Raw genomic sequence first — 25,973 nt, forward strand, 5'->3', positions numbered from 1 at the left:
CTACCGATTGAGATCCGGAAAATGTAGCTGGACTCCATGGATGGCCCGAGCACACACTTCTCGGCATGACCCGTACCGATTCCCTGTGGGCCGTGCTCGTCACGGTGATCTGGGGGGTGAACTTCGTCGCGATCGACGCGAGCCTCGACGACTTCCCCCCGTTCCTGCTGGCCGCGCTGCGCTTCGCGCTCGTCGCGTTTCCCGCGGTGTTGTTCGTCAAGCGGCCGCGGACGAGTTGGAAGCTGATCATCGGGGTCGGACTCACGGTCAACATGGGGCAGTTCGCGTTCCTGTTCAGCGCGATGCACGCGGGCATGCCGGCCGGGTTGTCCTCGGTGGTGATCCAGTGCCAGGCGATGTTCACCGTGTTGTGCGCGGTGGCGATGTTGCGCGAGATCCCCGGGCGTACCCGGGTGCTCGCGCTGGGCGTGGCCGCGGTCGGGATGGGCGTGATCGCGTTCGGTCGTGGCCAGGGCGCTTCGTTGTGGCCGTTCCTGCTGGTGGTCGGCGCCGCCGCGTCGTGGGGCTTCGGCAACGTACTGACCCGCAAGGCCGGCATCCCCGGCGGCCTCGGTCTGGTCGTGTGGTCGGCGCTGGCCGCCCCGCTGCCGCTGCTCGCGCTGTCCCTGACCGTCGAGGGCCCGAGCCGGGACGTGGACGCGCTGACCTCCGCCTCCTGGACCGGCGTCGGCGGACTGGCGTTCACCGTCGTGCTGTCGTCCTGGCTCGGCTACGGCCTGTGGTTCGCCCTCCTCGGCCGCCGCTCGGCCTCGGCGGTCGCCCCGTACGGCCTGCTCGTGCCGATCGTCGGCATCCTCGCCGCCTGGGCCGTCCTCGGCGAACGCCCGACCTGGATCGAGGCCGTGGGCGCCGCGATCGTCCTGACCGGCATAGCCCTGGCAAGCCTCCCCCGCAAAACCGAAACCCCACCCGGGCTTCCCACGGTCCACCCCGCCTCGATCCCGGCCGCCCGGCCCTGACCCACCCGGCCTCGAAGCAGCCGATCCCGGCCGGGCGTGCTCGGTCCGCCTTCCGCTCGTACGCCGACCCGCTCGGCACAGGGGCCCACGAGGCACGACGTCGTCCGGCAGAAGAAGCCGAACCCGCCCACATTGATACCAGGCCGGATATACTCGAGACTCAGGCTGATATCAATGGAGGTGCATTTGATGGCCCGGACCGTGATCGACCTCGACGACGACCTGCTCGCCGCCGTGGCCCAGGCATTGGGAACCGGCACCAAGAAGGAGACGGTCAACACCGCACTCCGCGAAGTCCTGGACAACCGGCGGCGGGCATTGGCACTCACCCGACTGCGGGCGGCAGCCGAGGACGGCGCCTTCGATTTGGAGATCTTCGAGGACAAGCGGAACTACCGCCGGTGAGTGCAGCGCAGTTCCTGATCGACACAAGCGCACTCGGCCGCTTCATGCGCGGAGAAGGCGAACAATACGGTTGGGATCAGGCCGCCGCGGCCGGGCTCATCGCAACCTGTCCCATCACCGAGCTCGAATTCTTCTACAGTGCCCGCTCGGCCGCGGACCGCGCCCGAAGCATCGGGGATGTGCGGCTGTTGTTCAGTTGGGTCCCAGTGGACGATCGTGCCTACGACCGCGCCTGGCAGGTTCAGGACGAGCTCACCGATCGGGGGCAGCATCGCAGCGCCGGACCGGTTGACCTGGTTGTCGCCGCCACGGCGGAGCTCCAAGGCTTGACGCTGCTGCATCGCGATCGGGACTTCGAGTGCATCGCGGCCGTTACCGGGCAGGCACTCCAGTGGTACGGCCCACCGACCGGCAAGTAGCCCCGTCAGTGCGGATATTCGGTCATTCGGTTGTCCGGCGAAACGCCGAACGACCCCGCGACCGGGTTTCCGGTGCGGGGTCGTCGCGCGTGCGGCGGGGCGCCGGGGGCGGCTACTTGCGCTTGTTGATTTCCGCTTCGAGTTGCGGCATCACCTTGAACAGGTCGCCGACCACGCCGTAGTCGACCAGGTCGAAGATCGGGGCGTCCTCGTCCTTGTTGATCGCGACGATGGTCTTGGAGGTCTGCATGCCCGCGCGGTGCTGGATCGCGCCGGAGATGCCGACCGCGATGTAGAGCTGCGGCGAGACCTGGGTACCGGTCTGGCCGACCTGGTGGCTGTGCGGATACCAGCCGGCGTCGACCGCCGCGCGGGAGGCGCCCACGGCCGCGCCGAGCGCGTCCGCGACCGACTCGATCACGTGGAAGTTCTCCGCGCCGTTCACGCCGCGACCACCCGAGACGACGATGTCGGCCTCGGTCAGCTCGGGGCGGTCGGACTTCTCGCGCGGGGCGCGCGAGACGATCTTGGTGCCGGTCGCCGCGGTGGTGAAGTCCACCGTCACGGCCTCCACCGTCGGGGTGGCCGGGGCCTCCTCGGGGGTGGCCGCGTTCGGCTTGACCGTGATGATCGGGGTGCCCTTGGTGACGTGTGCCTTGACCTGGTAGGTCGCGGCGAACACCGACTGCTCGGTGACCGGGCCGTCGGGGCCCGCCTCGACATCGACGGCGTCGGTGATCAGGCCCGACTCCAGCCGCACCGCTACGCGCGCCGCGATCTCGCGGCCGTCGTTCGACGACGCGACCAGGATCGCGCCCGGCTCACCGCCCCCGGCGATCTGCGCGAGCGCGTCGACGGCCGGCGCGACGAGGTAGTCGTCCACCTCGGGGGCGTCCACGACGTACACCTTCTGCGCGCCGTACCTGCCCAGCGTCTCGGTGGCGCCCTCGGCGCCCTTGCCCAGGAAGACCGCGGCCGGCTCGCCGAGGCGGCGGGCCAGGGTCAGCAGTTCCAGGGTCGGCTTGCGGACCGCGCCGTCGGCGTGGTCGACGAGAACGAGGATCTCGGCCATGGTTGTTCTCTCCTACTCCGGTACAGCCCGGATCTCTCCGGCCGGGTTGCGATGCTCGGTCGCCCCGGGGGGCGGCCGGTCAAAGGTGTCGAAACAGTCCGGTTCTGCCGACCGACTCAGATGAACTTCTTGGCGGCGAGGAACGCGGCCAACTGCACGCCGCCCTCGCCCTCGTCCTCGACGACCTCGCCCTTGGCGCGCGGCGGGCGCTTGGTCGCGGTGTCCACGATCGACCAGGCGGCGGACAGGCCGACCTCGTCCGACTCGATGCCCAGGTCGTCCAGGTCCTTGGAGACGACCGTCTTCTTCTTGGCCGCCATGATGCCCTTGAACGAGGGGTAACGCGCCTCGCCGGTGCGGTCGGTGACCGACACGACGGCGGGCAGCGGGGCCTCGATCAGCTCGGTGGCGACGTCGCCCTCGCGACGGCCCTTGACCACACCGGCGCCCTTGCCCACGGCCTCGACGGTGATCTCGTCCAGGTAGGTGACCTGCGGAACACCCAGACGCTCGGCGAGCATGGCCGGCACGACGCCCATCGACGCGTCGGTGGAGGCCATGCCGCACACGACCAGGTCGAAGCCCGCGTCCTCGATGGCCTTGGCCAGGATCAGCGAGGTGCCCAGCGCGTCGGTGCCCGCGATGTCGTCGTCGTTGACGTGGATGGCGTTGTCGCCGCCCATCGCCAGCGCCTTGCGCAGCGCGTCCTTGGCATCGTCCGGACCGACCGTCAGGTACGTGATCTCGGCCTCGACGCCGGACTCCACGATCCCCAGAGCCTGCTCGATCGCGTATTCGTCCAGCTCCGACAGCAGGGAGTCGACCGACTCGCGATCGGTGGTGCCATCGTCGTTGAAGCCCCGGTCCCCGGTCGCGTCGGGTACGTACTTCACGCAGACAACGATTTTCACAACAGTTCTCCTGTGGTCGTCCGGTCACCCAGGTGCCGGTCCGAGGGTGTCATGCCCGCCGTCGGGGTCCACGACGGGCCCACGGTTCCGGCCCCAAGATCCATCGATCTCGCGCCACGATGCCACGCCCGTGCGCGGGCACACGCGTGACACAGGGCACATTCAGTTCTGACGGTCCGTCAACTTCTGGTTCCGAGAGTACGCGGTCTTGGAAAAGACTCCGACCATCGACCCGAAACCGCTATGTTACCGGAGAGTAATAGGAGCCTAGTACCGCCCGCTCGCGCTTGTCACCGGTGCGCGGACCGAACGAGAGCAAGGTCACCGGGGCACCCAGCTCGGCGGCGGCGAAATCCGGCCACTCGGTGGCCGACGGCGCCTGCTCCACCATCGGCCGCGCGGCCGACATCAAGGCGGTCAGCCGCTCCGCGTGGGCCAGGTCCGGAACGGGGCTCGCCCACGGCTCGGTTCCGGCGTACGCGCTCACCACGCCCATGCCCGGCACCCGCCCGGGCACGTCCGCGTGGGTGAGCGCGAGCCCGTCCACACCCCCGCACACCGCGACCGCGTACCGATGCGCGACCGCGTCGAAGTGGCCCACCCGGAAGCTCCCCTGCCACCGCCCGGTCCCGTTGTGCGGATCCGGCAGCGCGGCCGTCAGCCCCGCGTCCTCGCTCGGCAGCGGCCCGGGCCCGTGCCGCGTGGTGTAGGTGCGCAGCACGCCGAGCCGGTACACCCCCTCCCCCGCCTCGCCGGCCAACGCCTCCGCGCCCGCGAACGTCGTGGTCGACCACGTCGTGTACGGGTGGAACCCGTGCCACTCGTCGAGCAGTACGCCCTGCGCCCCCTCGAACACCACCGGCCCGGCCCGCAGCAGCTCGCCCGTATACCCCCCGTCCACCGCGCGCACCGCCCGCCCGAATCCGAGGAACGCCGCCACGCACGCCTCGACGTCGGGTCCCAGTGGTGTCCCGAATTCGGCGCTCAACACCTCCCGCACCGCACTCAGCCGCCGACGCAGTTGCCGGGGCGCGCCGCAGTCCCCCACCCGCGGCGCCAGGTCCGGATGGGCGAGCGCGAAGGCCGCGGTCTCGCCCACCCCCATCCCGCACGACCCGTGCCGCCCCACCCCGCGCGCCGACTCCCGGGCCCGATTGGCCGCAGCGTGGTACGGCGTGGTCAACAGCGCGTCCCGGTCCACCGTGAGCAGCCCGAGCGGATCCGCCACCCCGAGCGCGCGCAGGTGTTCGGCCTCGGCGGCCAGCGCGAGCGGGTCCACCAGCACGAACCGGGACAGGTGGGTACGCGTGCCCGGGGTGAACGTGCCCGAGCCGAACTGGGCGAACGTGTGGTGCCGCCCGTCGTCGGTGACCACGTTGTGCGCGGCCTGCGCACCCCCGTTGAACCGGATCACCGCGTGGACCGGCCGCCCCTCCGCGCGCCCCCGCGCGCACAGCCGGTCCACCGTGGTGCCCTTGCCCGCGTCGCCGAACCCCAGGTCGACGACCGCGACATGACGAGGCGTCACAGGCGCGTGGTGCCCGCGGCGTCGCCCTCGCCCAGGCCCGGCAGCGTGCCGGACACGGCCACCGCGCCGCCGGAACGGGCGTACGAGGCCAGCGCCTTGGACACGTTGGCCACCTGCGCGTCGGCACCCACGTCGCGCAGGTGCTCCAGGCCCTCGTCCAAGTCGATCGCGTCCTCCGCGAGGCCGATGGTCAGCGCGATCGTCTCGCAGACCCCGTCGGGGTCGTCGAGTTCGATCACGTGCTGCCCGAGCAGGCCCCGCCACTCGCCCAGGACCTCCTTGTCGCCCACGTAGGAGGACCCGGCCGGGAGGATGTAGTACACCTCGAACTTGCGCCGCAGTTCGGCCAGGATGCGCTCGATCGGGATGTCCTCGCCGATGTCGTCGCCGATGAACTCCAGCACCTCGGACCGGCGCACCTTGCGGTAGGGCATCTCGTCGCCGATCACGAACAGGTAGCCGCGCTTCCCGCGCTTCTCGTGGCAGTCGATCGAGGTGTGCCGGGCCATGAAGTACAGGGCCAGCTCGTAGGATTCGCGCTTTTGTCCGCCGCCGCCCCCTTCGAGCAGGATGTTGCCGAGCTGGTCGTCCATCCGGTTGTCCGACTCGAACTGGCCGACCTGCAACGGGACTCGGTCGCTGGTCGCGTCGCCGATCGCGCCGAACATGATCTGCGGGTCCTGCACATAGCCCTTGCGCAGCAGCAGCCCGAACAACTCGGGCAGCTTGGTCTGCAGGGTCTGCGGGACCCGCAGCATCGAGCCGGTCACGTCGAACAGCACCGAGACGGCCAGGGACATGGGGTGTTCGTCGCTGTCCCGGCTCTCCCGGATGCCCGCGAGCGCCGGATCCAGGTCGACGTGCGCCTTCCAGGCGCTGTGCGGCGTGCTGTTCTTGGTGACGTGGTCGTAGTGGAACGCGCTGCGACCGCTGGCCCGGTTGTAACTCTGGGCCGCGTCGTAGACGTTGGTGGACCAATTGCCACTACCCATGGTGCTCACTCCCCGATCGGGACGCTGGGATGCGTGCGTGGATGTTCGACCGGCCGAGCGGGCCGGCCGAAGGTGCGACGGGAGCAGGCGGAGACCGCCGCCGCTCCCGTCGGATGGGATCTACGCCTCGCGGCGCGTGGGCATCGCGAACGGCCGGAAACGACGCGGGCCGTAGAGCTTGCCGAGCAGTTCGTCCAACTCGCCCAGCAGCTTCCACGCGTCGTGCGGACGGCGTGCCGGGGCGGGCAACGAGCAGCCCCGGGCGAAGCGCAACAGCGGCTTGGGCGCGTCCGGCGCGAGCAGGCCGGTGACGCAGCGGGTCGCCATGTAGACGTCCGCGGCGGTCTCCGGCGGTTGCTTGGCCGGGATCTCCGGCGGGTACAGGTCGGCGTGCCGGTCGATCATCGCGGGCACGTGTTCGACCGCCTTCGCCCGCAGGATCGCCTCCGGTCGGGCCGGATCGGCCGACCCGTCGAGCAGCACCGAGTAGCACCAGTCGACCAGGACCAGGCCGTGCTCGCGCGGATGGATCAGCACGTGGTCGGGGGTGATCGCGCCGTGGACCACGCCCGCGCGGTGCGCGTATCCGATCGCGACGAGCAGCCGGCGCCACATCCAGGCCACGTCGCGCGCGTCCAGGCCGTCCGGGTACGCCTCGCGCACCTCGGCCAACGACCGGAAGCCGCGCACCCGTTCGATCACGTTGGCGCGCCGCTCGGTACCGGACGCGGCGTCGCGGTGCCGGAACGTCTCGATCAGCCGCGGTACGTAGTTCGCGTATTCCGGGTCGCCCTCGCGTGCGATCCGCTCCAGGGCGGTGGCCTCGCGCTCCATCAGGTCGTTGTCGGTGACCGAGCGCGGCAGCTTGAGCAGCGCCCGCGCCTCGCCGTCGTCCTCGGCCCGGTAGTTGACCTTGTAGAGCGTGGCGATGTCGCCGCTCGCCCGCTCGCCGCCGACCGAGTAGACCCGGCGCTTGGTGGTGATCACCACCTGACGGCCGGTCACACCGGTGATGTCCTGCTGATAGCGGTTCCACGACTCGCCGAGCCGGGTGAACGCGGCGGCTGCCTCGGCCCGGCGGTCGGCCGGCGCGGTGTCCGGGTGGAGCAGGCGCGCGAGCAGCCGATAGGTGCGGTTGCCCGCCCGCAGACAGGCCTCCGGCGTGCCGTCGTAGGGCCCGAAGACGCCCTGCGGATCCGACGCGCCGGTCAGCAGATCGAGCGCGTCGTCGAAGGTCGTGGGGCCGGTCGAGGTGGTGCCGGGCGTCCTGGTCATCGGGAGTCCTCCTCCGGGGACGGGCGCAGCAGCGCCGGGTGCAGCAGACGTGCGGGGCCCGCGCGGTACAGCCGGGCGCGGCGCCCACCGCGCGCGCCGCCGCGGGCGGTGGTGGCGCCGGTGTCCCGGACGAAGCCGGGTACCGAGAGCACCTTGCGGTGGAAGTTGCCGGCGTGCATCGGCCGGCCCCACACCGCCTGGTAGACCTCGCGCAGTTCGGTGACGGTGAACTCCTCGCCCGCGAACGCGGTGGCCAGCGGCGAGTATTCGAGCTTGGCGCGGGCGCGTTCCAGGCCGTCGGCGAGGATGCGCGCGTGGTCGAAGGCCAGTTCGGCCGGGTCGACGTCGGCGACGGGGACCCACTGCGCGTGGGCGGCGTCGCCGCCGGCGGTCGGGTCGGGCAGGTCCGGGGCGAAGGCGAGGTGGGCGACCGAGACGATCCGCATCCTCGGGTCGCGCCCGGGGGCGCCGTAGGTGCCCAGTTGTTCGAGGTGGAGCCGGTCGAGTCGGGTGCCGGCGGCGAGCCCGGTCTCCTCGGCGAGTTCGCGCTCGGCGGCCTCGGCGAGGTCCTCCTCGTGCCGGGTGCCGTCCGGGTCGATCACCGGGCGGACGAAGCCGCCGGGCAGCGCGAGGCGGCCCGCGAACGGCATCTCGCCGCGCCGGACCAGGAGCACGTGCAGCGCCTTGGCGGCGCTCTCGGCCCCCTCACCGGCTTCCGCGCCGGCTTCCGGGCCGGCCCCCGCCTCCGCGTCGCCCCCCGGATCGCCCGACGTCCCGACCGGCGGGCCGAGTTGACGGATCGTCAGCGCGACGATGTCGACGGTCACCGCGATCGGCTCGAAGGCCCTGGGGTCGTAGGACGCGAGCCAGTCGCGTTCGGTGGTGGCGGTGTCGGCCATATCGCGAATCCCTCCCATGTGCTCATGGCGATGCACGTCCGACGCGGCCCTGTCGGTTCACGTTCCCGACACCGACTCGACGGTTGTTCTCCGATTGAGATCTTCTTAATCTGAGAACAACATACACGGCCGGATCCGAACCGGCGAGGGGGTTATCCCTCGAAGAGTCCCCTCCCTCTGGTAGGCATGGGCGATCCACTCGCCGCCCGCGTGCGGGCCACCGGCGGCGGCCCCGAACACCCGAGCAGAAGCGGAGCAGGTGGCATGTCCGATATGACCGATCCCGACATGAACGCCGTCGTGGGTGAGCAGGACCTACTGCTCGTCACGCTCGACGCGCTGCGGTACGACGTGGCCGTCGAGCTCGCGGCGTCCGGCCGGCTGCCCAACCTCGCGCGGGTCCTGCCCGAGGGCGGCTGGCAGCGCCGGCAGACCCCCGCACGGCTCGCCTTCGCCGCACACACCGCGTTCCTCGCGGGCTACCTGCCCACCCCGGACGGACCCGGGCCGCACCCGCGCCTGTTCGCCTCCCGCCTCGGCGACGCCGAGACGACCGGCCCGCACACCTGGCTGTTCGACACCCCGGACCTGCCCAGCGCGCTGACCAAGGCCGGCTACCACACCGCGTGCATCGGCGGGGTCGGCTGCTTCGACAAGCAGGGCGCGCTCGACTCGGTGCTGCCCGCGATGTTCGCCGAGAGCCACTGGGACCCCGAACTCGGCGTCACCTCACCGATCTCCTTCGAGGCCCAGGTCGCCCGGGCCGAGCTGGTGGTCGGCGGCCTGGACCCGGATCGCCGGTTGTTCCTGCTCGTCGACGTCGCCGCCGTGCACCACCCGAACTGGTTCCACACCCCCGGCGCCACCGCCGCCGACGGCGACACCCGCGACACCCACGCGGCGGCGCTCGAATACGTGGACCGGCACATCGGCCGGCTGTTTCGCGCGATGAGCTGCCGCCGGCCGTGCTTCGCGATCGTCACCAGCGACCACGGCACGGCCTACGACGAGGCCGCGCAGGCCGCCGGCGAGGTGGTCTGGACGGTGCCCTACGCGCACTTCACGATGAGCCCCGGCGAGTGGTGAGCACCCCTGCGGGAGGCGGGCGCGAGCCCGGGCGCGGAACCGCTCCCGGGCCGGGCCGGCGACCCGAACGGATCAAGTTGGCAGACCGAACGCGGATCCGGTAAGTTTTCGCCGCGCAGGCCCCAATAGCTCAGTCGGTAGAGCGTCTCCATGGTAAGGAGAAGGTCTACGGTTCGATTCCGTATTGGGGCTCCAGGCAGACGAGAGGCCCCCGGTTCGCCGGGGGCCTCTCGTCTTTCGGCCGCCCACCACTCGGGACGCGGCCGAGGCGATCTTTCGCCGGACTTTCGCCCCGCGCCCGGCTCAGCCGAATCGCGCCGTCAACCGCGCGTCCAGGCCCGCGAGATGTTCCCGGCCGTACGGGCCGTCCTCCAGGCCCGCCAGCAGCTCGCGCGGCAGGTCCTGGGCGTACTCCGCCGAGCAACTCGCCGCCGCCAGCGCGATGGTGGCCACCGTGTCCACGTCGCCGGTGTACGCGACGCACGCGCGCAGGAGCGCGGCCGTGCCGGTGTGCGCGGCGAGCGCGGTGACCGCCGCGCGGGTGCTGTCCATCCCGGCCGATCCGACCTTGCCGCGCCACGGCTCGGTCCACACCGCCGGGCCGGTGGAGGCGGGCAGGTTCGCCGCCAGCCATCCCGGCAGCTCGGCGACCGGGCCGAGCCCGTACCGGCAGTAGTGCACCGCCAGCGCCGCCGCCGTGGCCGAGGTCATCCCGCCGAGCGTGCGGTGGGTGATCCGGGCCTGGAGCGCCGCCGTGCGCCGCACCTCGTCCCGGTCCGAGAGCAGCCCGATCACGCCCGCCCGCATCGCCGCGCCGCTCTTGTCGCTCTCCGGCCGCAGCACCTCCAGAAGCCCTGTGCCGTCGGCGACTTCCTCGAGTACGCCCCGGAACCCCCGCGCGTATCCGGCGCGCGGATCCCGCTTGTACGCCCGCACGAACAGCTCCGCCAGGGCCGGAATTCCGCGATCGTCGCCGAGCAACCACTCGGCGACCGCGATACTCATCTGCGTGTCGTCCGTATATCGACCCGGCAGCACGTCACGATGACGGGGATGCTGCACATAACCGGCGAGTGTGTTGCCTCGCGTGACGAACGAGCGCTCCGCGTACTCGAACCCTGCGCCGTACGCGTCGCCCACCGCCAACTCGACCATCATCGGGACCACATCCTCTCTCCGGACGGGTCGCCGAACGCCGGTCGCGGCGGCGCCCCGACTCGCCGACGCGAGCCGGTAGAGCGTACCGTTACCCGAGGGCAACAACCTGATGGTCCGTCAGTCATCGCGTCGGGCGCCCTGCGTGCGCCGGAGTACGAGGGCGTACGCCACAATTCGGTACGGACCCGCGCGCACCACCTGTCCCTCTCCGGAGTGATGCTCCTCGCGCCGTGTCCAACTGCAAGACGTTTCCGCGCCGCGGCGGATACCGTCAACGATGATCACGCGATCGTCGGGACGTGCCGGACGTACCATCCGGCTCGTCCGAACGGGTGATAACGGGTGATGTGGCTCGTTCACACGGCCGCTGGGGATTGTGGCCGGCTCGTCCGAGAGGCGACCGCACCGACATTGCGCGGTGGCGGATCGCCCCCGAGGAGGAAAGGTGGGGCGGTGGATCGACCATCGTGGGCGCCGGGCATGTGGCTCCAGGCGTGCCGGGGAGCCGGCCGGCGCGCCCGGACCACCGTGGGGAGCACAGGGTGAGCGGCGGAACGGACGACGCACGCTTCGACGAGGCCGAGGGGTCGCTGAGCCGCTTCGCCCGGGACTGGGCCCGCGCCATCGAGGGCACCAGCTTCGTCCCGTTGAGCGGAGCCGAGATCGAGGAGTACCTGCGCGGGCAGGCCGAGCGCCTCGCCCAGGCGCTGCGTTCCGAACCGTTCGACCCCGCGATCGCGCGCGAGGTCGGCGCGTCGCTGGTCGGGCAACACTTCACCGGCAGCGGGACGCTGGAGCGCACGCTGGGCCTGGTCGGCCCCTGGTGGCCCGTGCTGCGCGCCAAGGCCGCCGCACAGGGCCACGATCCCGACGCCTGGCTGGAGCGGGTCACCGCGCTCGCCGGGGCGCTCGCGGCGGGCTACGCGGAGGCGCTGCGGCGGCGCACGCTGGACGAGCAGGAGGCCATCCACGCCGCCGTCCTGGTCGCGCGGGACAACGCCGAACACGCGCTGCACACGAGCGAGGCGCGTTTTCGGGCGGTCTTCGACCAAGCCGCGATCGGCATCGGGATCGGCGACGTCGACGGCAACGTGATCGATGTGAACCAGGCGATGACGACCATGTTCGCGGCCAGTGTCGAGGAGATGTGCAAGCGGCAGGTCCGCGAGTTCATGCACGCCGGCGACACCGACCACATGTGGAAGCTCTACGACGAGCTGGTCACCGGCGAGCGGGATCACTTCGCGCTGGAGAAGCAGTTCGAGAACGCCGACGGCGAGACGTTGTGGACACACCTGTCGCTGTCCCTGGTCCGCGACTCCAAGGGCAACCCCGAGTACCAGGTCTGCATGCTGGAGGACGTCACCGACCGCCACCGCCTGCACACCCGGCTGCGCCACCAGGCGATGCACGACCAACTCACCGGGCTGCCCAACCGCGCGCTGTTCGTCGAACGACTGACCGCGGCCTTCGAACACCCGGGCCCGGGCGATCGGGTCGGCCTGTGCTACCTGGACCTGGACGGGTTCAAGGTGGTCAACGACAGCCTCGGGCACGACGTGGGCGACCAGTTGCTGGTCGCGGTCGCCCGGCGGCTGAGCCGGTACGCGGGCCAGGCCGGGCATCTGATGGCGCGGATGGGCGGCGACGAGTTCGTCATCCTGGTCGAGCACTCCACCGGGACCGGCCAGGTGGTGGCGCTCGCCGACGGCGTATTCGCCGCGCTGCGCGAGCCGTTCCGGATCCGCGGCCACGATCTGACGGTCACCGCGAGCATCGGCATCGTCGAGCGGCCGGTGGCCGGCACCAGCCCGGCGGACACGCTGCGGGCGGCCGACATAACGCTGTACTGGGCCAAGTCCGACGGCCGCGGCCGGTGGACGGTGTTCGACACCGACCGCAACGACCGCGAGGTGGCGCGCTACACGCTGTCCGCGGAGATGCCCGCCGCGCTGCATCACGGCGAGTTCTACGTCGACTACCAGCCGCTGGTGTCCCTCGCCGACGGCGGCGTGCTGGGTGTCGAGGCGCTGGTGCGCTGGCGCCATCCGCGCAACGGCCTGGTCGGACCGGACCGCTTCATCGGCCTGGCCGAGGAGACCGGCCTGATCGTGCCGCTGGGCATGCACGTGCTGGAACAGGCCTGCCGCGAGGCGCGCCGCTGGCAGGACCTGGAGCCGGACAGCGCGCCGTTCATCAGCGTCAACCTGGCCGAACGCCAGTGCCGCGAACCGGGCCTGGTCCGGCAGGTGGAGCGGGTACTGGCCGAGACCGGCCTGGATCCGGGCCGGCTGCAATTCGAGCTGACCGAGAGTCAGATCATGTCCACCGACGGTGGTCCGCTGGAACGGCTGCGCGAACTGGCCGCGATGGGCATCCGGATCGCGATCGACGACTTCGGCACCGGCTACTCGAACCTGGCCTATCTGCGCCGACTGCCGGTGTGCGAACTCAAGATCGCGGGCTCGTTCGTCGAGGGCCTGCGCCAGCCCGGCGACTCGGACCCGGTGGACGGGCGGATCGTGGCCTCGCTGGTCGAGCTGGCGCACGCGATCGGGCTCACCGTGACGGCCGAGGGCATCGAGACGGCGGTCCAGGCGGAGCGGCTGCGGGCGATCGGGTGCGACGCGGGGCAGGGGTGGTACTTCTCCCGCCCGGGCCCGCCGGACCGCATCGAGGGCATGCTGGCGGGGGTCAAGGAGCCCGGTTGAGGGGTGGGGCGGTCGATTGCCGGCCGTCATACCCGTAATACCTCCGAGCCAGTCCGGAAGGCGGCTCCGCGGCGGGATGCGTGCCGGTGGGGGCGGTGCGTAGCTTCGGTGCCGGGGCCGGGTCGGGCATCGACCCGCCCGGACGGCGGAGGTACGGCGTGCCTAGTGTTGATCTTGTGCGGGAGGGAAGCGGGGGCCGATTCGGATCGGTATTGGGCACACTGACCCGTACGCTCCGTGACGACCTGTGGACGGCGGGGCCCGATCCGCTGCCGCGTGCCTGGCGCGACTGGCAGCCGGCGCTGGTGCTGCTGGTCGCGTTCGTGGTGTTCCCGATCGGGATCGTGAGCATCAACCAGGCCGTCTGGCAGTACGGCCTGGGCCAGGGGCTCGGGGTGGTGCTGGGCGCGATCCCGGCCCTGGCGGTCGTCTGCGCCGTACACCGGCCGGTGCGGGCCTGGTGGGCGGTGACCGTGACGATGGTCCTGGTCGCGGTGCTCGCCAAGCCGCACGGGCCGCAGATGTACCCGTGGACCGGCAGCGGCCTCGCGCTGCACGCCGCCGTGTTGTTCGTGCTGGCGCTGCGGATGCGCCCGCGGATCGCGGCCGAGGCGCTGGGGATCAGCGTGCTGGCGGGGGCGGTGTGCACCGTGGCCGCGTCGCCCGTGCACAACCCCGATCTGTACCAGGCCACGCTGATCCTGTGCGTCACGGTGCTGGTCGGTACGTCGCTGCGCGGGCGCAGGGTGGCTCGGACCCAGTTGGTGGCGCAGGCCGAACTCACCGCCGAGGAACGGGCCAGGCGCACCCTTCTGGAGGAACGCACCCGGATCGCCCGCGAGTTGCACGACGTGGTCGCCCATCACATGTCGGTGATCTCGATCCAGGCGCAGGTGGCGCCGCATCTGGTGGCCGAGCCGTCCGAGGCGTTGCGGGAGAACCTGATCGGCATCCGGGCGAACGCGGTGGACGCGCTCGCCGAACTGCGCCGGGTGCTGGGCGTTTTGCGCTCCGAGGACGACCTGTCGACCGCGATGCGGCACGTCCCGCAGCCGACCCTGGACCGGCTGGACGAGTTGGTCGACAACGTGCGCGGCGCCGGCCTCGACGTGGAAACCCGGATCACCGGCGAGCGCCGGGCGTTGTCGCCGGGGGTCGAGTTGTCCGCGTTCCGGATCGTGCAGGAGGCGCTCAGCAACGTGCTGCGGCACGCGCCCGGGGCGGCGATCCGGGTGGAGGTGGGGTATCAGGCCACGGGGTTGGCGCTGCGGGTGGCCAATACGGCGCCGCCGGCGGCGGTTGGCGTGGCCGAGGCCGCCGGGGCGGGGACGGCGGGTGGCGGGCACGGGTTGCTCGGCATGCGGGAGCGGGTGGCCATGCTGGGGGGCGAGTTCGCCGACGGGCCGATTCCCGGCGGCGGTTACGAGGTGGTGGCACGGCTGCCGCTGGGGAGTGGTTCGTGAGGGGGAACGGTTCGTGACCGTGCGGGTGTTGATCGCCGACGACCAGGTGATGGTCCGGCAGGGGTTCACCGTGCTGCTGAACGCCGAGCCCGACATCGAGGTGGTCGGCCAGGCGGTGGACGGCCTCGACGCGGTCGCGATGGTCGCCGAACTGGCCCCCGACGTGGTGCTGATGGACATCCGGATGCCGCGCCTGGGCGGCATCGAGGCCACCCGCCGCATCACCGGCCCCGCCGACGGCGCGGCCAAGGTCCTCGTACTGACCACCTTCGACCTGGACGAGTACGTGTACGAGGCGCTGCGCGCGGGGGCGTCGGGCTTCCTCCTCAAGGACGCCTCGGCCGAGGAACTGGCCCACGCGGTACGGGTGGTGGCCGCCGGCGACGCCCTGTTGGCGCCCAACCTCACCAAACGCCTGATCGGCGAGTACGCCCGCCTGGCCGGCGCTCCGAGGATTCCCGTCAAGGGCCGGCTCGGCGACCTGACCGAACGCGAGACCGAGGTCCTGTCCCTGATCGCCCAGGGCCTGTCCAACGCCGAGATCGCCGCCGGCCTGGTGGTGGCCGAACAGACGGTGAAGACCCATGTGGGCCGGATCCTCGTCAAGCTGTCCCTGCGCGATCGCACCCAGGCGGCGGTGTACGCCTACGAATCCGGCCTGATCCGCCCGACGGGATACTGAGCCGCGGCACGGGCGCGGTCGGGCGCCGTCGGGCCCGGTCGGGCGCGCGGCGCAGGCACGGTGCGGTGTCGGTCGGGTCGGTTAGCGTGTCGCCGCGAACCGACAGCCATGGGAGACACTGATGCCCCCGCCGCCCCGCCGACTGCCCGGCATCGCGCTGCCCCGCAGGCCGCCCGCCGCACCCCCGGCGCCCCGCCCAGCGCCGCCCGCCAATCCGGCCGACGCGGCCTGGTCCGCGCTCCGGGCCCACATGGCGAGCATGGCCCGCGAGACGAAGGCCCCACACGACGAAACGGCGGCCCGCGGCCCGGCCCCTCTCCCGAGGCCCGCTCCCGGTAGGCACCCCAAGCCCGGCCTCGCGACGGTCGTGGTCCGCTCGCGTCCCGGCGACGCCGACGGGCTGGCCCGAGTACTCCGAGACGCGGACCGGGTGGTGTTGCAGGAGGCCGCCGAGCACTGGGGCGAGGTGGTCTCCGCCACCGGTGGGACGGATCGGGAGGCGGCCGAGCGGGCGATCCGGACGGTGTATCGGGCCGCCGGGATGGCGGAGCCCGAGCGGGTGGTCTGGTACGACTCGCCACTCACGGCGGCGGTCGCGGCGGCGGTGGCCTCCGGTACGTGCCGGCCGGCGGACCTGGCCGCCACGCGGTTGTCGGTGAAGGTGCCCGGGCGGCCCGGGCGGCCCGTCCAGGAGCGGTTGTGGAGCGGGCCGTGGCAGGCCGCCAAGGCCGAGGCAAGCGCGGCGCTCGGCGCGGCCGGTTGGCAACTCGCCTGGAACGAGGGCGCGTCGCGGTTGTGGGAGCCCACCCGCGAGTTGACCGAGCGGATCCGCGAGGCCGTACACGCCGGCGTCGGCGCGACGGACCCCTCGGTACGCACCCCCACCAGGCGCGCCGCCTCCGTCCCGGGCCGATGGGACGTCGCCGACAGGGTCCGCGCGACCACGTACAGCGCCCTCGGCGGCCAGTTCGACGGGGCCTGGCTGGCGGTTTTCGACGGACTGCGGAGGTGTTTCCCCGAGTTCGACTTCCCCGTCGTGGCCGAACTGGGCGAGGTGGCCCGCCACGTCGGCTGGTGGTGGCCCTACGAGCGGGTCGCCCTCGTCAGCGAACGGCCCATCGTCATGCACCGCGACGACCACTCTCGGCTGCACCACGGCGACGGCCCCGCGCTCACCTACGCCGACGGCTTCGCGCTGCACGCGTGGCGCGGGATGCCCGTACCGGCCGACTTCGTCGGTGGCCTGGGTCCCGGTGGCAGCCGGCTGACCGCACGGGCCATCCGGACCGAACACAACGCCGAACTGCGCCGGGTGATGCTGGAGATCTACGGCTACGACCGCTACCTGCGCGAGGTGGGCGCGCAGCCGCTCGATCGGGACGAGACCGGCGTGTTGTGGGAGATCGATCTCGACGACGACGAACCGATCGTGATGGTCGAGGTGCTGAACTCCACCCCCGAGCCCGACGGCAGCGTCCGCACCTACTGGTTGCGGGTGCCGCCGGACACCGAGACCGCCCGCGAGGGCGTGGCCTGGACGTTCGGCCTGGGCCCGGACGACTACCGCCCGCTGCGCGAGACCTGACGACCGGCCGGCCTCAGTGCGGGATCGCCTGCCGGGGCCGGGTCGACGGCAACTCGTCGCGGAACTCCGCTATGCGCGACGCGACCTCCCAGATGTTGCGGGTGCTCTCCAACCGGTCGAGATAGAGCGAGCGTTCGGCCAGACCGACCAGGTCGACGGTGAAGTACACGCTCATCAGCGGATTGATGAACAGCTCGCTGTTCCCGGTGCGTTCGGTGAAGTGCGCGTCGCCGAACCGGCCGGTCAGCGCCGCGCCCACCGAACCCTGCACGATGCTCGGGCGGCGCGGGGTGACCCGATTCGCGTAGGCCACCGCGTCCAGGAACAGCGTGCCCTCCCGCGATTCGCGCGGGATGGACAACGCGCCGAGATAGTGGCCCGACCGGCTGAGCGCGGCCAGGTTCTCCAACACCTGTGCGTGGCAGATCCCGTGGTAGGCGTCGATCCCGAACCCGAGCGAGGCCACCAGCCGGACCGATACGTCCACCCCGGCCACCGCCGCCAGGCTGGTCATGTCCTCCTCCGGCGTGCCGAGAGACGCCTCGTCGCCGCGCATCAGGATGTCGGTCCCGCCGTCGACCAACACGATCGCGTCGATGTCCAAGTCGTGGACCAGGCGCCGGTACAGCGCCCGCAGCGGCTTCGCCCCGGTCTTCGCGAAGGCGTACACCGTGTCCGGAAAGCCGTTGCGCGACAACCACATCGCCAGCGCCCGCTCCGGGAAGTAGTCGTCGTTCCCGGGGGTATCCGCCCGCACCGCCGCCAGGCCCGGCATCACCCGTACCGAGGACGGCAGGTGATCCACCGTCACGAACGACAGATTGGCGAAGTGCACCCGCTTGCCCAGATCCGTCAACGCGATGCCGAGCGGCAGCCCGGCGAACACGTCGAATCCACCGCCCGCCCCGGCGATCAGCACCGAGCGGGCATCGCGGAGGCGGGCGAAGAGCGGAGGTTCGGCAAGTGTGAACACGGCCGGACCGTACCAAGGTGATCAGCACAAAGGTCAACACATTTGAGCCATACCGCAAGAGTCCCCGGGTGCCCCCGTCCGGACGCGGATGTGCTCGGGGCCGAGACTCGGCGCCCGAGGCTCGCCGCCGCGCCGGCCGCTATCGCGTCGGTCGTACCGGGACGGCGGAGGAGCGAAAGCCGCACTCCCCGCACTGGAACAGGTCCGGACCCTCCGCGTGCCAGTCGTGCGGCGTGGCGTCCCAGTGTTCGAAGGAGTTCTTCCAATCCTTCCGGGGCGGCCTGCTCTTTCGCGGAGGATCGTATTCCTGCGCCATGATCGCGCCTCCCTTCGAAGGTTCCGGTCCGTGTCGATACCTACCCACACGGAGCGTATTCGACCTCGGTCAGGGAGTGAGGGCGGCCATCCGCAATTCCACGACCAGCGTGTTGATCGCCGCCCGGTCCGGGCGGTCGGGGAGCACCGAGGCCACGGCGTCGAGGCCGGCCTTCTCGTGTTCGAAGCGCGCGGCGAACGCCGGCGGGTCCTCGACGGCCAGCCGGCCCGCGGCGAACAGGTCCTCGCGCTGCGCGCCGACGTCCAGGATCAACTCGCCGGTGGCGAGCAGGCGTTGGGCCTGGATCAGCAGGCGCAGACAGTGTCGGCCGTGTTTGGCGGTACGTCGGGCGGTGTCCGCGGAGAAGCCGTCCTTGCCCGCCTCGTGCCGTCCGAGCAGGCGTTTGGCCTGCTGGAGCGCATAACCGCCGTAGGCCGACCGGACGTACTCCGTGGACAGAAACTTCCCCCGCAGGGCCCGGAGTCGGCGACCGGCCTCGGTCTCGACCCGATACTCCGGAAGCCACAACAGCTCGGTCACCGTCGGGTTGCACTTGAGCGCGAGCGAGCAGTACTTGCCCAGTTCGTGCATCGTCACGTCGGGCTTGGTGGTCACCCGCGAGCGGCCGGCCGCCGCCGCGCCGTCCAGGCCCAGCACCTCCCGCGAGTCCGCGAGGAAGACGCCGAGCAGGTCCTCGTCGGAGCTCTCGGTGGCCAACCCGTAGGCGGTCGACCCGACCACCCCCATCAACAACGTACGCATCCCGCCGACCTCGCTTCCCCGTGACCGTCCCCCCGAGCCCGCAGTATCCGACACCGCGCACCCGATGCGAATCCCGTTTTCCGGCCCGGCCGACTCACCGGCGTCGGCCGTCACGCCGCGAAGAAGTTTCGAGAAGCCGCACAAATGATCTTGCCAGATACCCCTAGGGGGTATAACTTCATCCTCGTGGCCGACGCCGCCGGCCGCCGACGAAGAGACCGAACACCTCGAACAGCACGCACATCGCTCAGGGAGACCGTCATGACCGTCCACGCCCACCACGCAGCCGCCCCCGCCACCCCCGAGGGTCTCCAGGTCTCCCGCGACGGCTACACCCTGGTCCCCGTCGCCGCGCCCGCCGGCACCTTCGCGTTCCGGATCGACGGCCCCGCCGGCACCCCGGTGCGCGAGTACGTCCCGCAGCACGACAAGGACCTGCACCTGATCGTGGTGCGCCGCGACCTGAGCGGCTTCCGGCACGTACACCCGGTCCTCGGCGAGGACGGCGTCTGGACCCAGGAGCTGACCCTCGACGAGGCCGGCACGTACCGGGTCTTCACCGACTTCGCCCCGGCCGCCACCGGCACCCCGCTGACCCTCGGCGTCGACATCCACGTCGCGGGCGACTTCCGGCCCGTGCCGCTGCCCGCCCCGGCCGCGACCGCCGAGGTCGACGGCTACACGGTCACCCTCGCCGGCGAACCCGCGGCCGGACAGGGCGCGCACATCACCCTCTCCGTGGCCCGGGACGGCCTGCCCGTCACCGACCTGGAGCCCTACCTGGCCGCGTTCGGCCACCTGGTCGTGCTGCGCGACGGCGATCTCGCCTACCTGCACGTGCACCCGGGCGGCGCGCCCGGCGACGGGGTCACCCCGGCCGGTCCGGAGATCGCGTTCCACACCGAACTGCCCAGCGTCGGCACGTACCGGTTCTTCCTCGACTTCCAACACGGCGGCGTGGTCCGCACCGCCGAGTTCACCGTCGAGGCGGGCAAGCCCGCACCGCACGCCCACGCGCCGGAGCAGGCCGCCGACCCGCACGCGGGGCACCACGGGCACCACGGCTGATCCCACCCGCCGGCGCGGCCCCCGATCGGGGTCGCGTCGGCGTCGTTGTGCGCCGACCGATCCGGGTACGGCGCCGGCGTCCGCGACTCCCCCGCTGCGCTCGGGCCTTCCGTAGCCAAGTGACCGGCCGTTAACATCCGGAAGCTGCCTTCGCGTCGACAGGCGAGGAGTCGAGGTCGTGCCCGTTCTGCGTTCCCGTCTCGATCCCCGGTCCGACACCTACCGGGCCAACCGCACCGCACAACTGGCCGCCCTCGCGGCGCTGCACGAGCAACTGGACCTGGCCCGGGCCGGCGGCGGCGAACGCTACGTCGAACGACATCGGGCCCGCGGACGCCTGACCGCCCGTCAGCGCATCGAGCTGCTGCTCGACCGGGACGCGCCCTTCCTGGAGTTGTCCTCCCTGGCCGCGTGGGGCACCGACTTCACCGTGGGCGCCGGCGTGGTCACCGGTATCGGTCCGGTCTCCGGCGTGGAGTGTGTGCTGATCGCCAACGACCCGACAGTGCGCGGCGGTTCGGTCAATCCGTACTCCCTGCGCAAGAACCTGCGCGCGCTGGAGATCGCCCGCCGCAATCGACTCCCCGTGGTCAACCTGGTCGAGTCCGGGGGTGCCGATCTGCCCACCCAGGCCGAGCTGTTCGTGCCCGGCGGCCGGGTCTTCCACGACCTGACCGAGCTGTCCGCGCTCGGGATCCCCACCATCGCCCTCGTGTTCGGCAACTCGACCGCCGGCGGCGCGTACATCCCGGGCCTGTGCGACCACGCGGTCCTGGTGGCCGGCCAGGCCAAGGTCTTCCTGGGCGGGCCGCCGCTGGTCCGGATGGCCACCGGCGAGGAGGCGGACGACGAGGAGTTGGGCGGCGCCGCGATGCACGCGCGCGTGTCCGGACTCGCCGACCACTACGCCGTCGACGAGTACGACTGCCTGCGGATCGGGCGGCGCATCGTGGCCGACCTGAACTGGCGCAAACACGGCCCGGGTCCGAGCCGACCGCCCGACGAGCCGCTGTACGACATCGACGAGGTGCTCGGCCTGGTCCCGACGGACCTGCGCGTCCCGTTCGATCCGCGCGAGGTGCTGGCCCGGGTGGTGGACGGGTCGCGGTTCGACGAGTACAAGTCCGAGCACGGCACCAGCCTGGTCACCGGCTGGGCCTCGGTGCACGGCTTCCCGGTCGGGGTGCTGGCCAACGCGCGCGGGGTGCTGTTCGGCGAGGAGTCCAGGAAGGCCGCCGAGTTCATCCAACTCGCCAACCGCTCGCACACCCCGCTGCTGTTCCTCCAGAACACCACCGGCTACATGGTCGGCACCGCGTACGAACAGGGCGGCATCGTCAAGGACGGCGCCAAGATGATCAACGCGGTGACCAACTCCACCGTCCCGCACCTCACCCTCAACATCGGCGCGTCCTTCGGCGCGGGCAACTACGGAATGTCCGGGCGTGCCTTCGATCCCCGCCTGCTGTTCGCGTGGCCGACCGCCAAACTCGCGGTGATGGGCGCGGCGCAGCTGGCGGGCGTGTTGTCCATCGTCGGCCGCCAGGCCGCCGCCGCTCGTGGGATCGCCTTCGACGATGACGTGGACGAACTGCGGCGCGCCGCGATCGAGGCGCAGATCGAGCGCGAGTCGCACGCCTTCTTCGTCACCGCGCGGCTCTACGACGACGGGGTGATCGACCCCCGCGACACCCGCACCGTGCTCGGCATCGCGCTGTCCGCGGCACATTCGGCCCCGGTCGCGGGTACCACCGGCTACGGGGTCTTCCGCATGTAGGCCCGACCTCCGCCGGGGCCCGCACCCGCCCCCGCGACCACCCCCACCGGCCACCCGCACACCGAGGGGATCGTATGCCGCTCATCCGCAGGCTGTTGATCGCCAACCGCGGCGAGATCGCGGTCCGGATCGCCCGCACCGCACACGCGATGGGGATCGACACCGTCGCCGTGTACGCCGATCCCGACGCCGACTCCCCGCACGTCGCGGCGGCGGACGAGGCGGTCCGGCTGCCGGGCGCGGCGGCCGCGGACACCTACCTGCGCGGCGACCTGCTGATCGAGGCGGCCCGGACCACCGGCGCCGACACGATCCACCCCGGCTACGGATTCCTGTCCGAGAACGCCGACTTCGCCCGCCGAACGGCCGAGGCGGGACTGCTCTTCGTCGGTCCGACCCCCGAGACCATCGCCGCGATGGGCGACAAACTCGCCGCGAAGGACCTCCTCGGCCGCGCCGGCGTCCCGGTCCTGCCGGGCGGCGTCGTGGCTCCCGAATCCGCTCCCGAATCCGCTCCCGAATCCGTGGACGAACTGGCCTACCGCATCGGCTTCCCCCTCCTCGTCAAGGCCGCGTTCGGCGGCGGCGGTCGGGGCATGCGCGTGGTCAGCGAGCCGGGCGACCTGCCCGCCGCCGTCGCCGCCGCCCGTCGCGAGGCCGCCGCCGCGTTCGGCGACGACACCGTGTTCCTGGAGCAACTGGTCGTAGATCCACGGCACATCGAGGTACAGATCCTCGGCGACACGCACGGTCGGGTGATCGCCCTGTTCGAGCGGGACTGCTCGATCCAGCGCCGACACCAGAAGCTGATCGAGGAGAGCCCCGCGCCGGGCATCGACCCCGGATTGCGCGCCGAGTTGTGCGCGGCGGCGGTCACCGCCGGTCGCGCGATCGGCTATCTCGGGGCGGGCACCGTCGAGTTCGTCCTCGACCACGCCGGCGCCTTCCACCTCCTGGAGGTGAACACCAGGCTCCAGGTCGAGCATCCGGTCACCGAACTGACCACGGGCCTGGATCTGGTCCGCCTGCAACTCCTGGTGGCCCAGGGCCACGCACTGCCCGCGGAGGCGCACTCCGCCGGGCACGCGATCGAGGCCCGGCTGTACGCGGAGGACCCGGTCCGGGACTACGCCCCCTCGATCGGCATCCTGCACCGATTCGAACTCGCCGAGTCCGAGCGGGACGGAATCCGGGTGGACGCCGGGGTGGTGACGGGCAGTCGGATAGGCGCGCACTACGACGCGCTCCTGGCCAAGGTGATCGCGTACGCGCCGACCCGCGAGGAGGCATGTCGCAGGCTCGCCCGCGCGTTGGCCCGAGCCCGGGTGCACGGCGTACGCACCAACCGCGATCTGCTCGTCGGCGTGCTGCGCTCGGCCGAGTTCACCGCCGGCGCCGTGGACACCGGCTTCCTGGATCGGCATGCCGCCGCCGACCTGTGTGCCGCCGACCCCTCGGCGACGCGCGTGCACGCCGCCGCCGCCGCGCTCGCCGGACAGGCCGAACGCCGTTTCCGGGCAGGCGTGTTGACGAGCATCCCGAGCGGCTGGCGCAATGTCCGCGACGCCGACCAGCAGGTGACCTACACATCCGACCCGGACACCCGGACCACCGTGTCCTACCGCCTCCCGGACCACGTCGCGATCGACGGAAAACCGCTGCCGGGCCTGGTGATCCACGCCGCGCACGCCGATCGGGTCGACCTGACCACCGACGGCGTCCGCCGCACCGTGCACGTACACCGGGTCGGCGACACGGTGTACGTGGACAGTCCGCTCGGCGCGAGCGTGCTGACCGAACTCCCGCGCCTGCCCGAGCCGGTGCCGGCCGAGAGCGAACCGGCCGGGTCACTGCTCGCACCGATGCCCGGCACGGTGGTGCGGGTCGCGGTCACCGAGGGCCAACGGGTGGCGGCCGGGCAGCTCGTCCTGGCCGTGGAGGCGATGAAGATGGAGCACGAGGTGACCGCCCCGTACCCGGGCGTGGTGTCCCACCTGCCGGTCGGCACGGGCGAAGCGGTCGACGCCGGCGCGGTGTTGGCGGTCGTCCGCGCCGCGGATCCCGAGACGGAGTCGGGGCTCACGACGAAGCCTGCCGCCCCACCCGCCGGATCACCGGAGGAGGCGGTCGGATGAGCCGGACCGACAGCCGCCCCATCCGGATCGCCAACTGCTCCGGCTTCTACGGCGATCGCCTCTCCGCCGCGCACGAGATGGTCGAGGGCGGCCCGATCGACGTGCTCACCGGCGACTACCTGGCCGAACTGACCATGTCCATCCTGTGGAAGGCCCGCGCCAAGGACCCGAGCGCCGGCTACGCGCGCACCTTCGTGACCCAGCTCGAACAGGTCATGGGCACGTGCCTGGACCGGGGCATCCGGGTGGTCTCCAATGCGGGCGGTCTCAACCCCGCCGGCCTGGCGGAGCGACTGCACGTGAGCGCGCAACGCCTCGGCCTGGCCCCGAAGATCGCGTACATCACCGGCGACGACGTACTGGACCGGATCGACGCCGGCCCGCGCACCGTGACGGCCAACGCCTACCTCGGCGGCTGGGGCATCGCCGAGGCGCTGGCCGAGGGCGCCGACATCGTGGTCTGCCCCCGCGTGACCGACGCGTCCCTGGTGGTCGGCCCCGCCGCGTGGTGGCACGGTTGGCGACGCACCGACCACGACCGCATCGCCGGCGCGATCGTCGCGGGCCACGTGATCGAGTGCGGCCCACAGGCCACCGGCGGCAACTACCCCTTCCTCGGCGACGCCCCCCGACGGCAACGCCCCGGCCGCACCGCCGACTTCGCCCTCGACACCCGCCGCCCCGGCTTCCCGATCGCCGAGGTGGCCGCCGACGGCTCGTCGGTGATCACCAAACACCGCGGCACCGGCGGCACCGTCTCGGTCGGCACGGTCACCGCCCAACTCCTGTACGAGATCGGCGGCCCCGCCTACGCCAACCCCGACGCGGTGGCCTGCTTCGACACCATCCGGATCGGCCCGGCCGGCCCCGACCGGGTCCGGATCCAGGGCGTCCGGGGCCTGCCGCCGCCGCCCACCCTCAAGGTCGGCGTCAATGAACTCGGCGGCTACCGCAACACCATGACGATGGTGCTCACCGGCCTGGACATCGAGGCCAAGGCCGCGCACGCCGAGCACATGTTGTTCGACGCGCTCGGCGGCCGGGACCGCTTCGCCGAGGTGGACGTGCGGCTGATCCGCTACGACCGCCCCGACGCGCCGACCAACGAGCAGGCCGGCGCGCACCTGCGGATCACCGTCAAGGACCCGGACCCCACCCGGGTCGGCCGCGCCTTCTCCGGCGCGGTCGTCGAACTGGCCCTGGCCGGCTACCCCGGCTTCCACACCACCACCCCGCCCACGGCCGAGACCGCCTACGCCGTCTTCCGCGCCGCGTGGATCCCGGCGAGCGAGGTCGCGCACACCGTGGTGCTCCCCGACGGCACCGTCCGCCCGATCCCGCCGCCGGAGTTGACCGCCGCGCTGCCACACGGCTTCCCGGACCCCATACCTCCCCCACGCCCCGTCCCGCCGGTTCGGCCCGCCCGCCCGCCGACCCCCACCCGCCGAGCCCCCCTCGGCCTGGTCTGCGGCGCCCGCTCCGGCGACAAGGGCGGCGACGCCAACCTCGGCTTGTGGACGCGCGACGACGCGTCGTATCGCTGGCTGCGCGTACATCTGACCGTCGATCGGCTGCGCGGGCTGCTGCCGGAGGCGGCCGACCTGCCGATCGAACGCCACGTGTTCGACAACCTGCGCGCGGTGAACTTCGTGATCACCGGCCTGCTCGGCGAGGGCGTCGGCTCCTCCACCCGCCCCGACCCGCAGGCCAAGGGCCTGGGCGAATACGTGCGGTCCCGCCACACCGACATCCCCACGACGCTGCTGGACGGGTGAT

At 72.0% G+C, this 25,973-nt stretch carries 22 protein-coding genes and 1 tRNA gene; 13 read left to right on the plus strand and 10 right to left on the minus strand.

The genetic code is table 11. The features are described 5' to 3' along the window. The first annotated feature begins 65 nt into the window (after positions 1-65). The 3 genes from ACMXN5_RS06270 (at position 66) to ACMXN5_RS06280 (ending at position 1,804) form a co-directional block, all read left to right on the plus strand. Positions 66-980, plus strand: coding sequence for an EamA family transporter (locus ACMXN5_RS06270; RefSeq protein WP_439674397.1), 915 nt, complete (start codon positions 66-68; stop codon positions 978-980). A gap of 189 nt (positions 981-1,169) precedes the next feature. Continuing rightward, positions 1,170-1,385 (plus strand): type II toxin-antitoxin system VapB family antitoxin, encoded by a 216-nt coding sequence (locus ACMXN5_RS06275; protein ID WP_439677958.1) that lies wholly within the window; start codon positions 1,170-1,172, stop codon positions 1,383-1,385. Further along, on the plus strand, positions 1,382-1,804 hold the full coding sequence (locus ACMXN5_RS06280; RefSeq protein WP_439674398.1) for a PIN domain nuclease: 423 nt from the start codon (positions 1,382-1,384) through the stop codon (positions 1,802-1,804). Before ACMXN5_RS06275 ends, ACMXN5_RS06280 begins: the two co-directional genes overlap by 4 nt. A gap of 112 nt (positions 1,805-1,916) precedes the next feature. Here the strand turns inward: ACMXN5_RS06280 and ACMXN5_RS06285 are convergent, their stop codons facing one another. From ACMXN5_RS06285 to ACMXN5_RS06310, 6 genes are all read right to left on the minus strand, one after another. Then, a complete protein-coding gene (locus ACMXN5_RS06285) occupies positions 1,917-2,876 on the minus strand; it encodes an electron transfer flavoprotein subunit alpha/FixB family protein (RefSeq protein WP_439674399.1) in 960 nt (319 codons plus the stop codon). Between the two features lie 116 nt (positions 2,877-2,992). After that, positions 2,993-3,787 carry an electron transfer flavoprotein subunit beta/FixA family protein gene (locus tag ACMXN5_RS06290; protein WP_439674400.1) on the minus strand — a complete coding sequence of 265 codons (795 nt, stop codon included), beginning with the start codon at positions 3,785-3,787 and terminating at the stop codon, positions 2,993-2,995. 241 nt (positions 3,788-4,028) lie between these two features. After that, complete coding sequence (locus ACMXN5_RS06295) at positions 4,029-5,315, minus strand: adenylosuccinate synthetase (protein ID WP_439674401.1); 1,287 nt, start codon at positions 5,313-5,315, stop codon at positions 4,029-4,031. Continuing rightward, a complete protein-coding gene (locus tag ACMXN5_RS06300; RefSeq protein ID WP_439674402.1) occupies positions 5,312-6,307 on the minus strand; it encodes a hypothetical protein in 996 nt (331 codons plus the stop codon). The genes ACMXN5_RS06295 and ACMXN5_RS06300 overlap by 4 nt, the downstream gene beginning before the upstream one ends. 120 nt (positions 6,308-6,427) lie before the next feature. Further along, positions 6,428-7,582 (minus strand): lipopolysaccharide kinase InaA family protein, encoded by a 1,155-nt coding sequence (locus tag ACMXN5_RS06305; protein ID WP_439674403.1) that lies wholly within the window; start codon positions 7,580-7,582, stop codon positions 6,428-6,430. After that, entirely contained in the window at positions 7,579-8,481 is a 903-nt protein-coding gene (locus ACMXN5_RS06310) for an NUDIX hydrolase (RefSeq protein ID WP_439674404.1), read from the minus strand. The genes ACMXN5_RS06305 and ACMXN5_RS06310 overlap by 4 nt, the downstream gene beginning before the upstream one ends. Before the next feature lie 288 nt (positions 8,482-8,769). Here ACMXN5_RS06310 and ACMXN5_RS06315 point away from each other — a divergent pair, with 288 nt between their 5' ends. Together ACMXN5_RS06315 and ACMXN5_RS06320 are read left to right on the plus strand one after the other, a co-directional pair. Continuing rightward, a complete protein-coding gene (locus ACMXN5_RS06315; RefSeq protein WP_439677959.1) occupies positions 8,770-9,567 on the plus strand; it encodes an STM4013/SEN3800 family hydrolase in 798 nt (265 codons plus the stop codon). 119 nt (positions 9,568-9,686) lie between these two features. Next, positions 9,687-9,762 (plus strand) — tRNA-Thr (locus ACMXN5_RS06320). Between the two features lie 108 nt (positions 9,763-9,870). On the opposite strand, the gene ACMXN5_RS06325 is transcribed toward ACMXN5_RS06320, so the two are convergent. Then, positions 9,871-10,725, minus strand: a complete 855-nt coding sequence (locus ACMXN5_RS06325) for an ADP-ribosylglycohydrolase family protein (protein WP_439674405.1) — start codon at positions 10,723-10,725, stop codon at positions 9,871-9,873. Between the two features lie 542 nt (positions 10,726-11,267). On the opposite strand from ACMXN5_RS06325, the gene ACMXN5_RS06330 reads away from it, so the two are divergent. From ACMXN5_RS06330 to ACMXN5_RS06345, 4 genes are all read left to right on the plus strand, one after another. Beyond that, positions 11,268-13,436, plus strand: a complete 2,169-nt coding sequence (locus tag ACMXN5_RS06330; RefSeq protein ID WP_439674406.1) for a putative bifunctional diguanylate cyclase/phosphodiesterase — start codon at positions 11,268-11,270, stop codon at positions 13,434-13,436. A gap of 212 nt (positions 13,437-13,648) precedes the next feature. Next, a complete protein-coding gene (locus tag ACMXN5_RS06335) occupies positions 13,649-14,899 on the plus strand; it encodes a sensor histidine kinase (protein WP_439674407.1) in 1,251 nt (416 codons plus the stop codon). A 13-nt stretch (positions 14,900-14,912) separates the two neighbouring features. After that, positions 14,913-15,581 (plus strand): response regulator, encoded by a 669-nt coding sequence (locus ACMXN5_RS06340; protein ID WP_439674408.1) that lies wholly within the window; start codon positions 14,913-14,915, stop codon positions 15,579-15,581. 121 nt (positions 15,582-15,702) lie between these two features. Further along, the gene (locus ACMXN5_RS06345; RefSeq protein WP_439674409.1) at positions 15,703-17,166 is read left to right on the plus strand and encodes a DUF6745 domain-containing protein; all 1,464 of its coding nucleotides are present in this window, start codon (positions 15,703-15,705) and stop codon (positions 17,164-17,166) included. A gap of 13 nt (positions 17,167-17,179) precedes the next feature. On the opposite strand, the gene ACMXN5_RS06350 is transcribed toward ACMXN5_RS06345, so the two are convergent. The 3 genes from ACMXN5_RS06350 to ACMXN5_RS06360 all read right to left on the minus strand — a co-directional run bounded on the left by ACMXN5_RS06350 (position 17,180) and on the right by ACMXN5_RS06360 (position 19,217). Continuing rightward, positions 17,180-18,139 (minus strand): DUF1152 domain-containing protein, encoded by a 960-nt coding sequence (locus ACMXN5_RS06350; RefSeq protein WP_439674410.1) that lies wholly within the window; start codon positions 18,137-18,139, stop codon positions 17,180-17,182. A 139-nt stretch (positions 18,140-18,278) separates the two neighbouring features. Continuing rightward, positions 18,279-18,455 (minus strand): hypothetical protein, encoded by a 177-nt coding sequence (locus ACMXN5_RS06355; RefSeq protein WP_395785976.1) that lies wholly within the window; start codon positions 18,453-18,455, stop codon positions 18,279-18,281. A 69-nt stretch (positions 18,456-18,524) separates the two neighbouring features. Further along, positions 18,525-19,217 (minus strand): nucleotidyltransferase domain-containing protein, encoded by a 693-nt coding sequence (locus tag ACMXN5_RS06360; RefSeq protein ID WP_439674411.1) that lies wholly within the window; start codon positions 19,215-19,217, stop codon positions 18,525-18,527. Between the two features lie 261 nt (positions 19,218-19,478). Here ACMXN5_RS06360 and ACMXN5_RS06365 point away from each other — a divergent pair, with 261 nt between their 5' ends. From ACMXN5_RS06365 to ACMXN5_RS06380, 4 genes are all read left to right on the plus strand, one after another. Next, complete coding sequence (locus ACMXN5_RS06365) at positions 19,479-20,285, plus strand: hypothetical protein (protein ID WP_439674412.1); 807 nt, start codon at positions 19,479-19,481, stop codon at positions 20,283-20,285. 178 nt (positions 20,286-20,463) lie between these two features. Then, a complete protein-coding gene (locus ACMXN5_RS06370; RefSeq protein ID WP_439674413.1) occupies positions 20,464-22,062 on the plus strand; it encodes an acyl-CoA carboxylase subunit beta in 1,599 nt (532 codons plus the stop codon). A 74-nt stretch (positions 22,063-22,136) separates the two neighbouring features. After that, the gene (locus ACMXN5_RS06375) at positions 22,137-24,197 is read left to right on the plus strand and encodes an acetyl/propionyl/methylcrotonyl-CoA carboxylase subunit alpha (RefSeq protein ID WP_439674414.1); all 2,061 of its coding nucleotides are present in this window, start codon (positions 22,137-22,139) and stop codon (positions 24,195-24,197) included. After that, positions 24,194-25,972 carry an acyclic terpene utilization AtuA family protein gene (locus tag ACMXN5_RS06380; RefSeq protein WP_439674415.1) on the plus strand — a complete coding sequence of 593 codons (1,779 nt, stop codon included), beginning with the start codon at positions 24,194-24,196 and terminating at the stop codon, positions 25,970-25,972. Before ACMXN5_RS06375 ends, ACMXN5_RS06380 begins: the two co-directional genes overlap by 4 nt. The last annotated feature ends 1 nt before the right edge of the window (position 25,973 follow it).

Source organism: Embleya australiensis (assembly GCF_051903075.1).
In the GTDB taxonomy this organism is placed as follows: Bacteria; Actinomycetota; Actinomycetes; order Streptomycetales; family Streptomycetaceae; genus Embleya.

Excerpts from the sequence above, each read along its gene's own strand:
- ACMXN5_RS06285 (WP_439674399.1), bottom strand. The coding sequence starts at position 2,876 with ATGGCCGAGATCCTCGTTCTCGTCGACCACGCCGACGGCGCGGTCCGC.
- ACMXN5_RS06310 (WP_439674404.1), bottom strand. The coding sequence starts at position 8,481 with ATGGCCGACACCGCCACCACCGAACGCGACTGGCTCGCGTCCTACGAC.
- ACMXN5_RS06360 (WP_439674411.1), bottom strand. The coding sequence starts at position 19,217 with ATGCGTACGTTGTTGATGGGGGTGGTCGGGTCGACCGCCTACGGGTTG.
- ACMXN5_RS06305 (WP_439674403.1), bottom strand. The coding sequence starts at position 7,582 with ATGACCAGGACGCCCGGCACCACCTCGACCGGCCCCACGACCTTCGAC.
- ACMXN5_RS06375 (WP_439674414.1), top strand. The coding sequence starts at position 22,137 with ATGCCGCTCATCCGCAGGCTGTTGATCGCCAACCGCGGCGAGATCGCG.
- ACMXN5_RS06315 (WP_439677959.1), top strand. The coding sequence starts at position 8,770 with ATGAACGCCGTCGTGGGTGAGCAGGACCTACTGCTCGTCACGCTCGAC.
- ACMXN5_RS06355 (WP_395785976.1), bottom strand. The coding sequence starts at position 18,455 with ATGGCGCAGGAATACGATCCTCCGCGAAAGAGCAGGCCGCCCCGGAAG.
- ACMXN5_RS06270 (WP_439674397.1), top strand. The coding sequence starts at position 66 with ATGACCCGTACCGATTCCCTGTGGGCCGTGCTCGTCACGGTGATCTGG.
- ACMXN5_RS06300 (WP_439674402.1), bottom strand. The coding sequence starts at position 6,307 with ATGGGTAGTGGCAATTGGTCCACCAACGTCTACGACGCGGCCCAGAGT.
- ACMXN5_RS06345 (WP_439674409.1), top strand. The coding sequence starts at position 15,703 with ATGCCCCCGCCGCCCCGCCGACTGCCCGGCATCGCGCTGCCCCGCAGG.
- ACMXN5_RS06380 (WP_439674415.1), top strand. The coding sequence starts at position 24,194 with ATGAGCCGGACCGACAGCCGCCCCATCCGGATCGCCAACTGCTCCGGC.
- ACMXN5_RS06325 (WP_439674405.1), bottom strand. The coding sequence starts at position 10,725 with ATGATGGTCGAGTTGGCGGTGGGCGACGCGTACGGCGCAGGGTTCGAG.
- ACMXN5_RS06275 (WP_439677958.1), top strand. The coding sequence starts at position 1,170 with ATGGCCCGGACCGTGATCGACCTCGACGACGACCTGCTCGCCGCCGTG.
- ACMXN5_RS06365 (WP_439674412.1), top strand. The coding sequence starts at position 19,479 with ATGACCGTCCACGCCCACCACGCAGCCGCCCCCGCCACCCCCGAGGGT.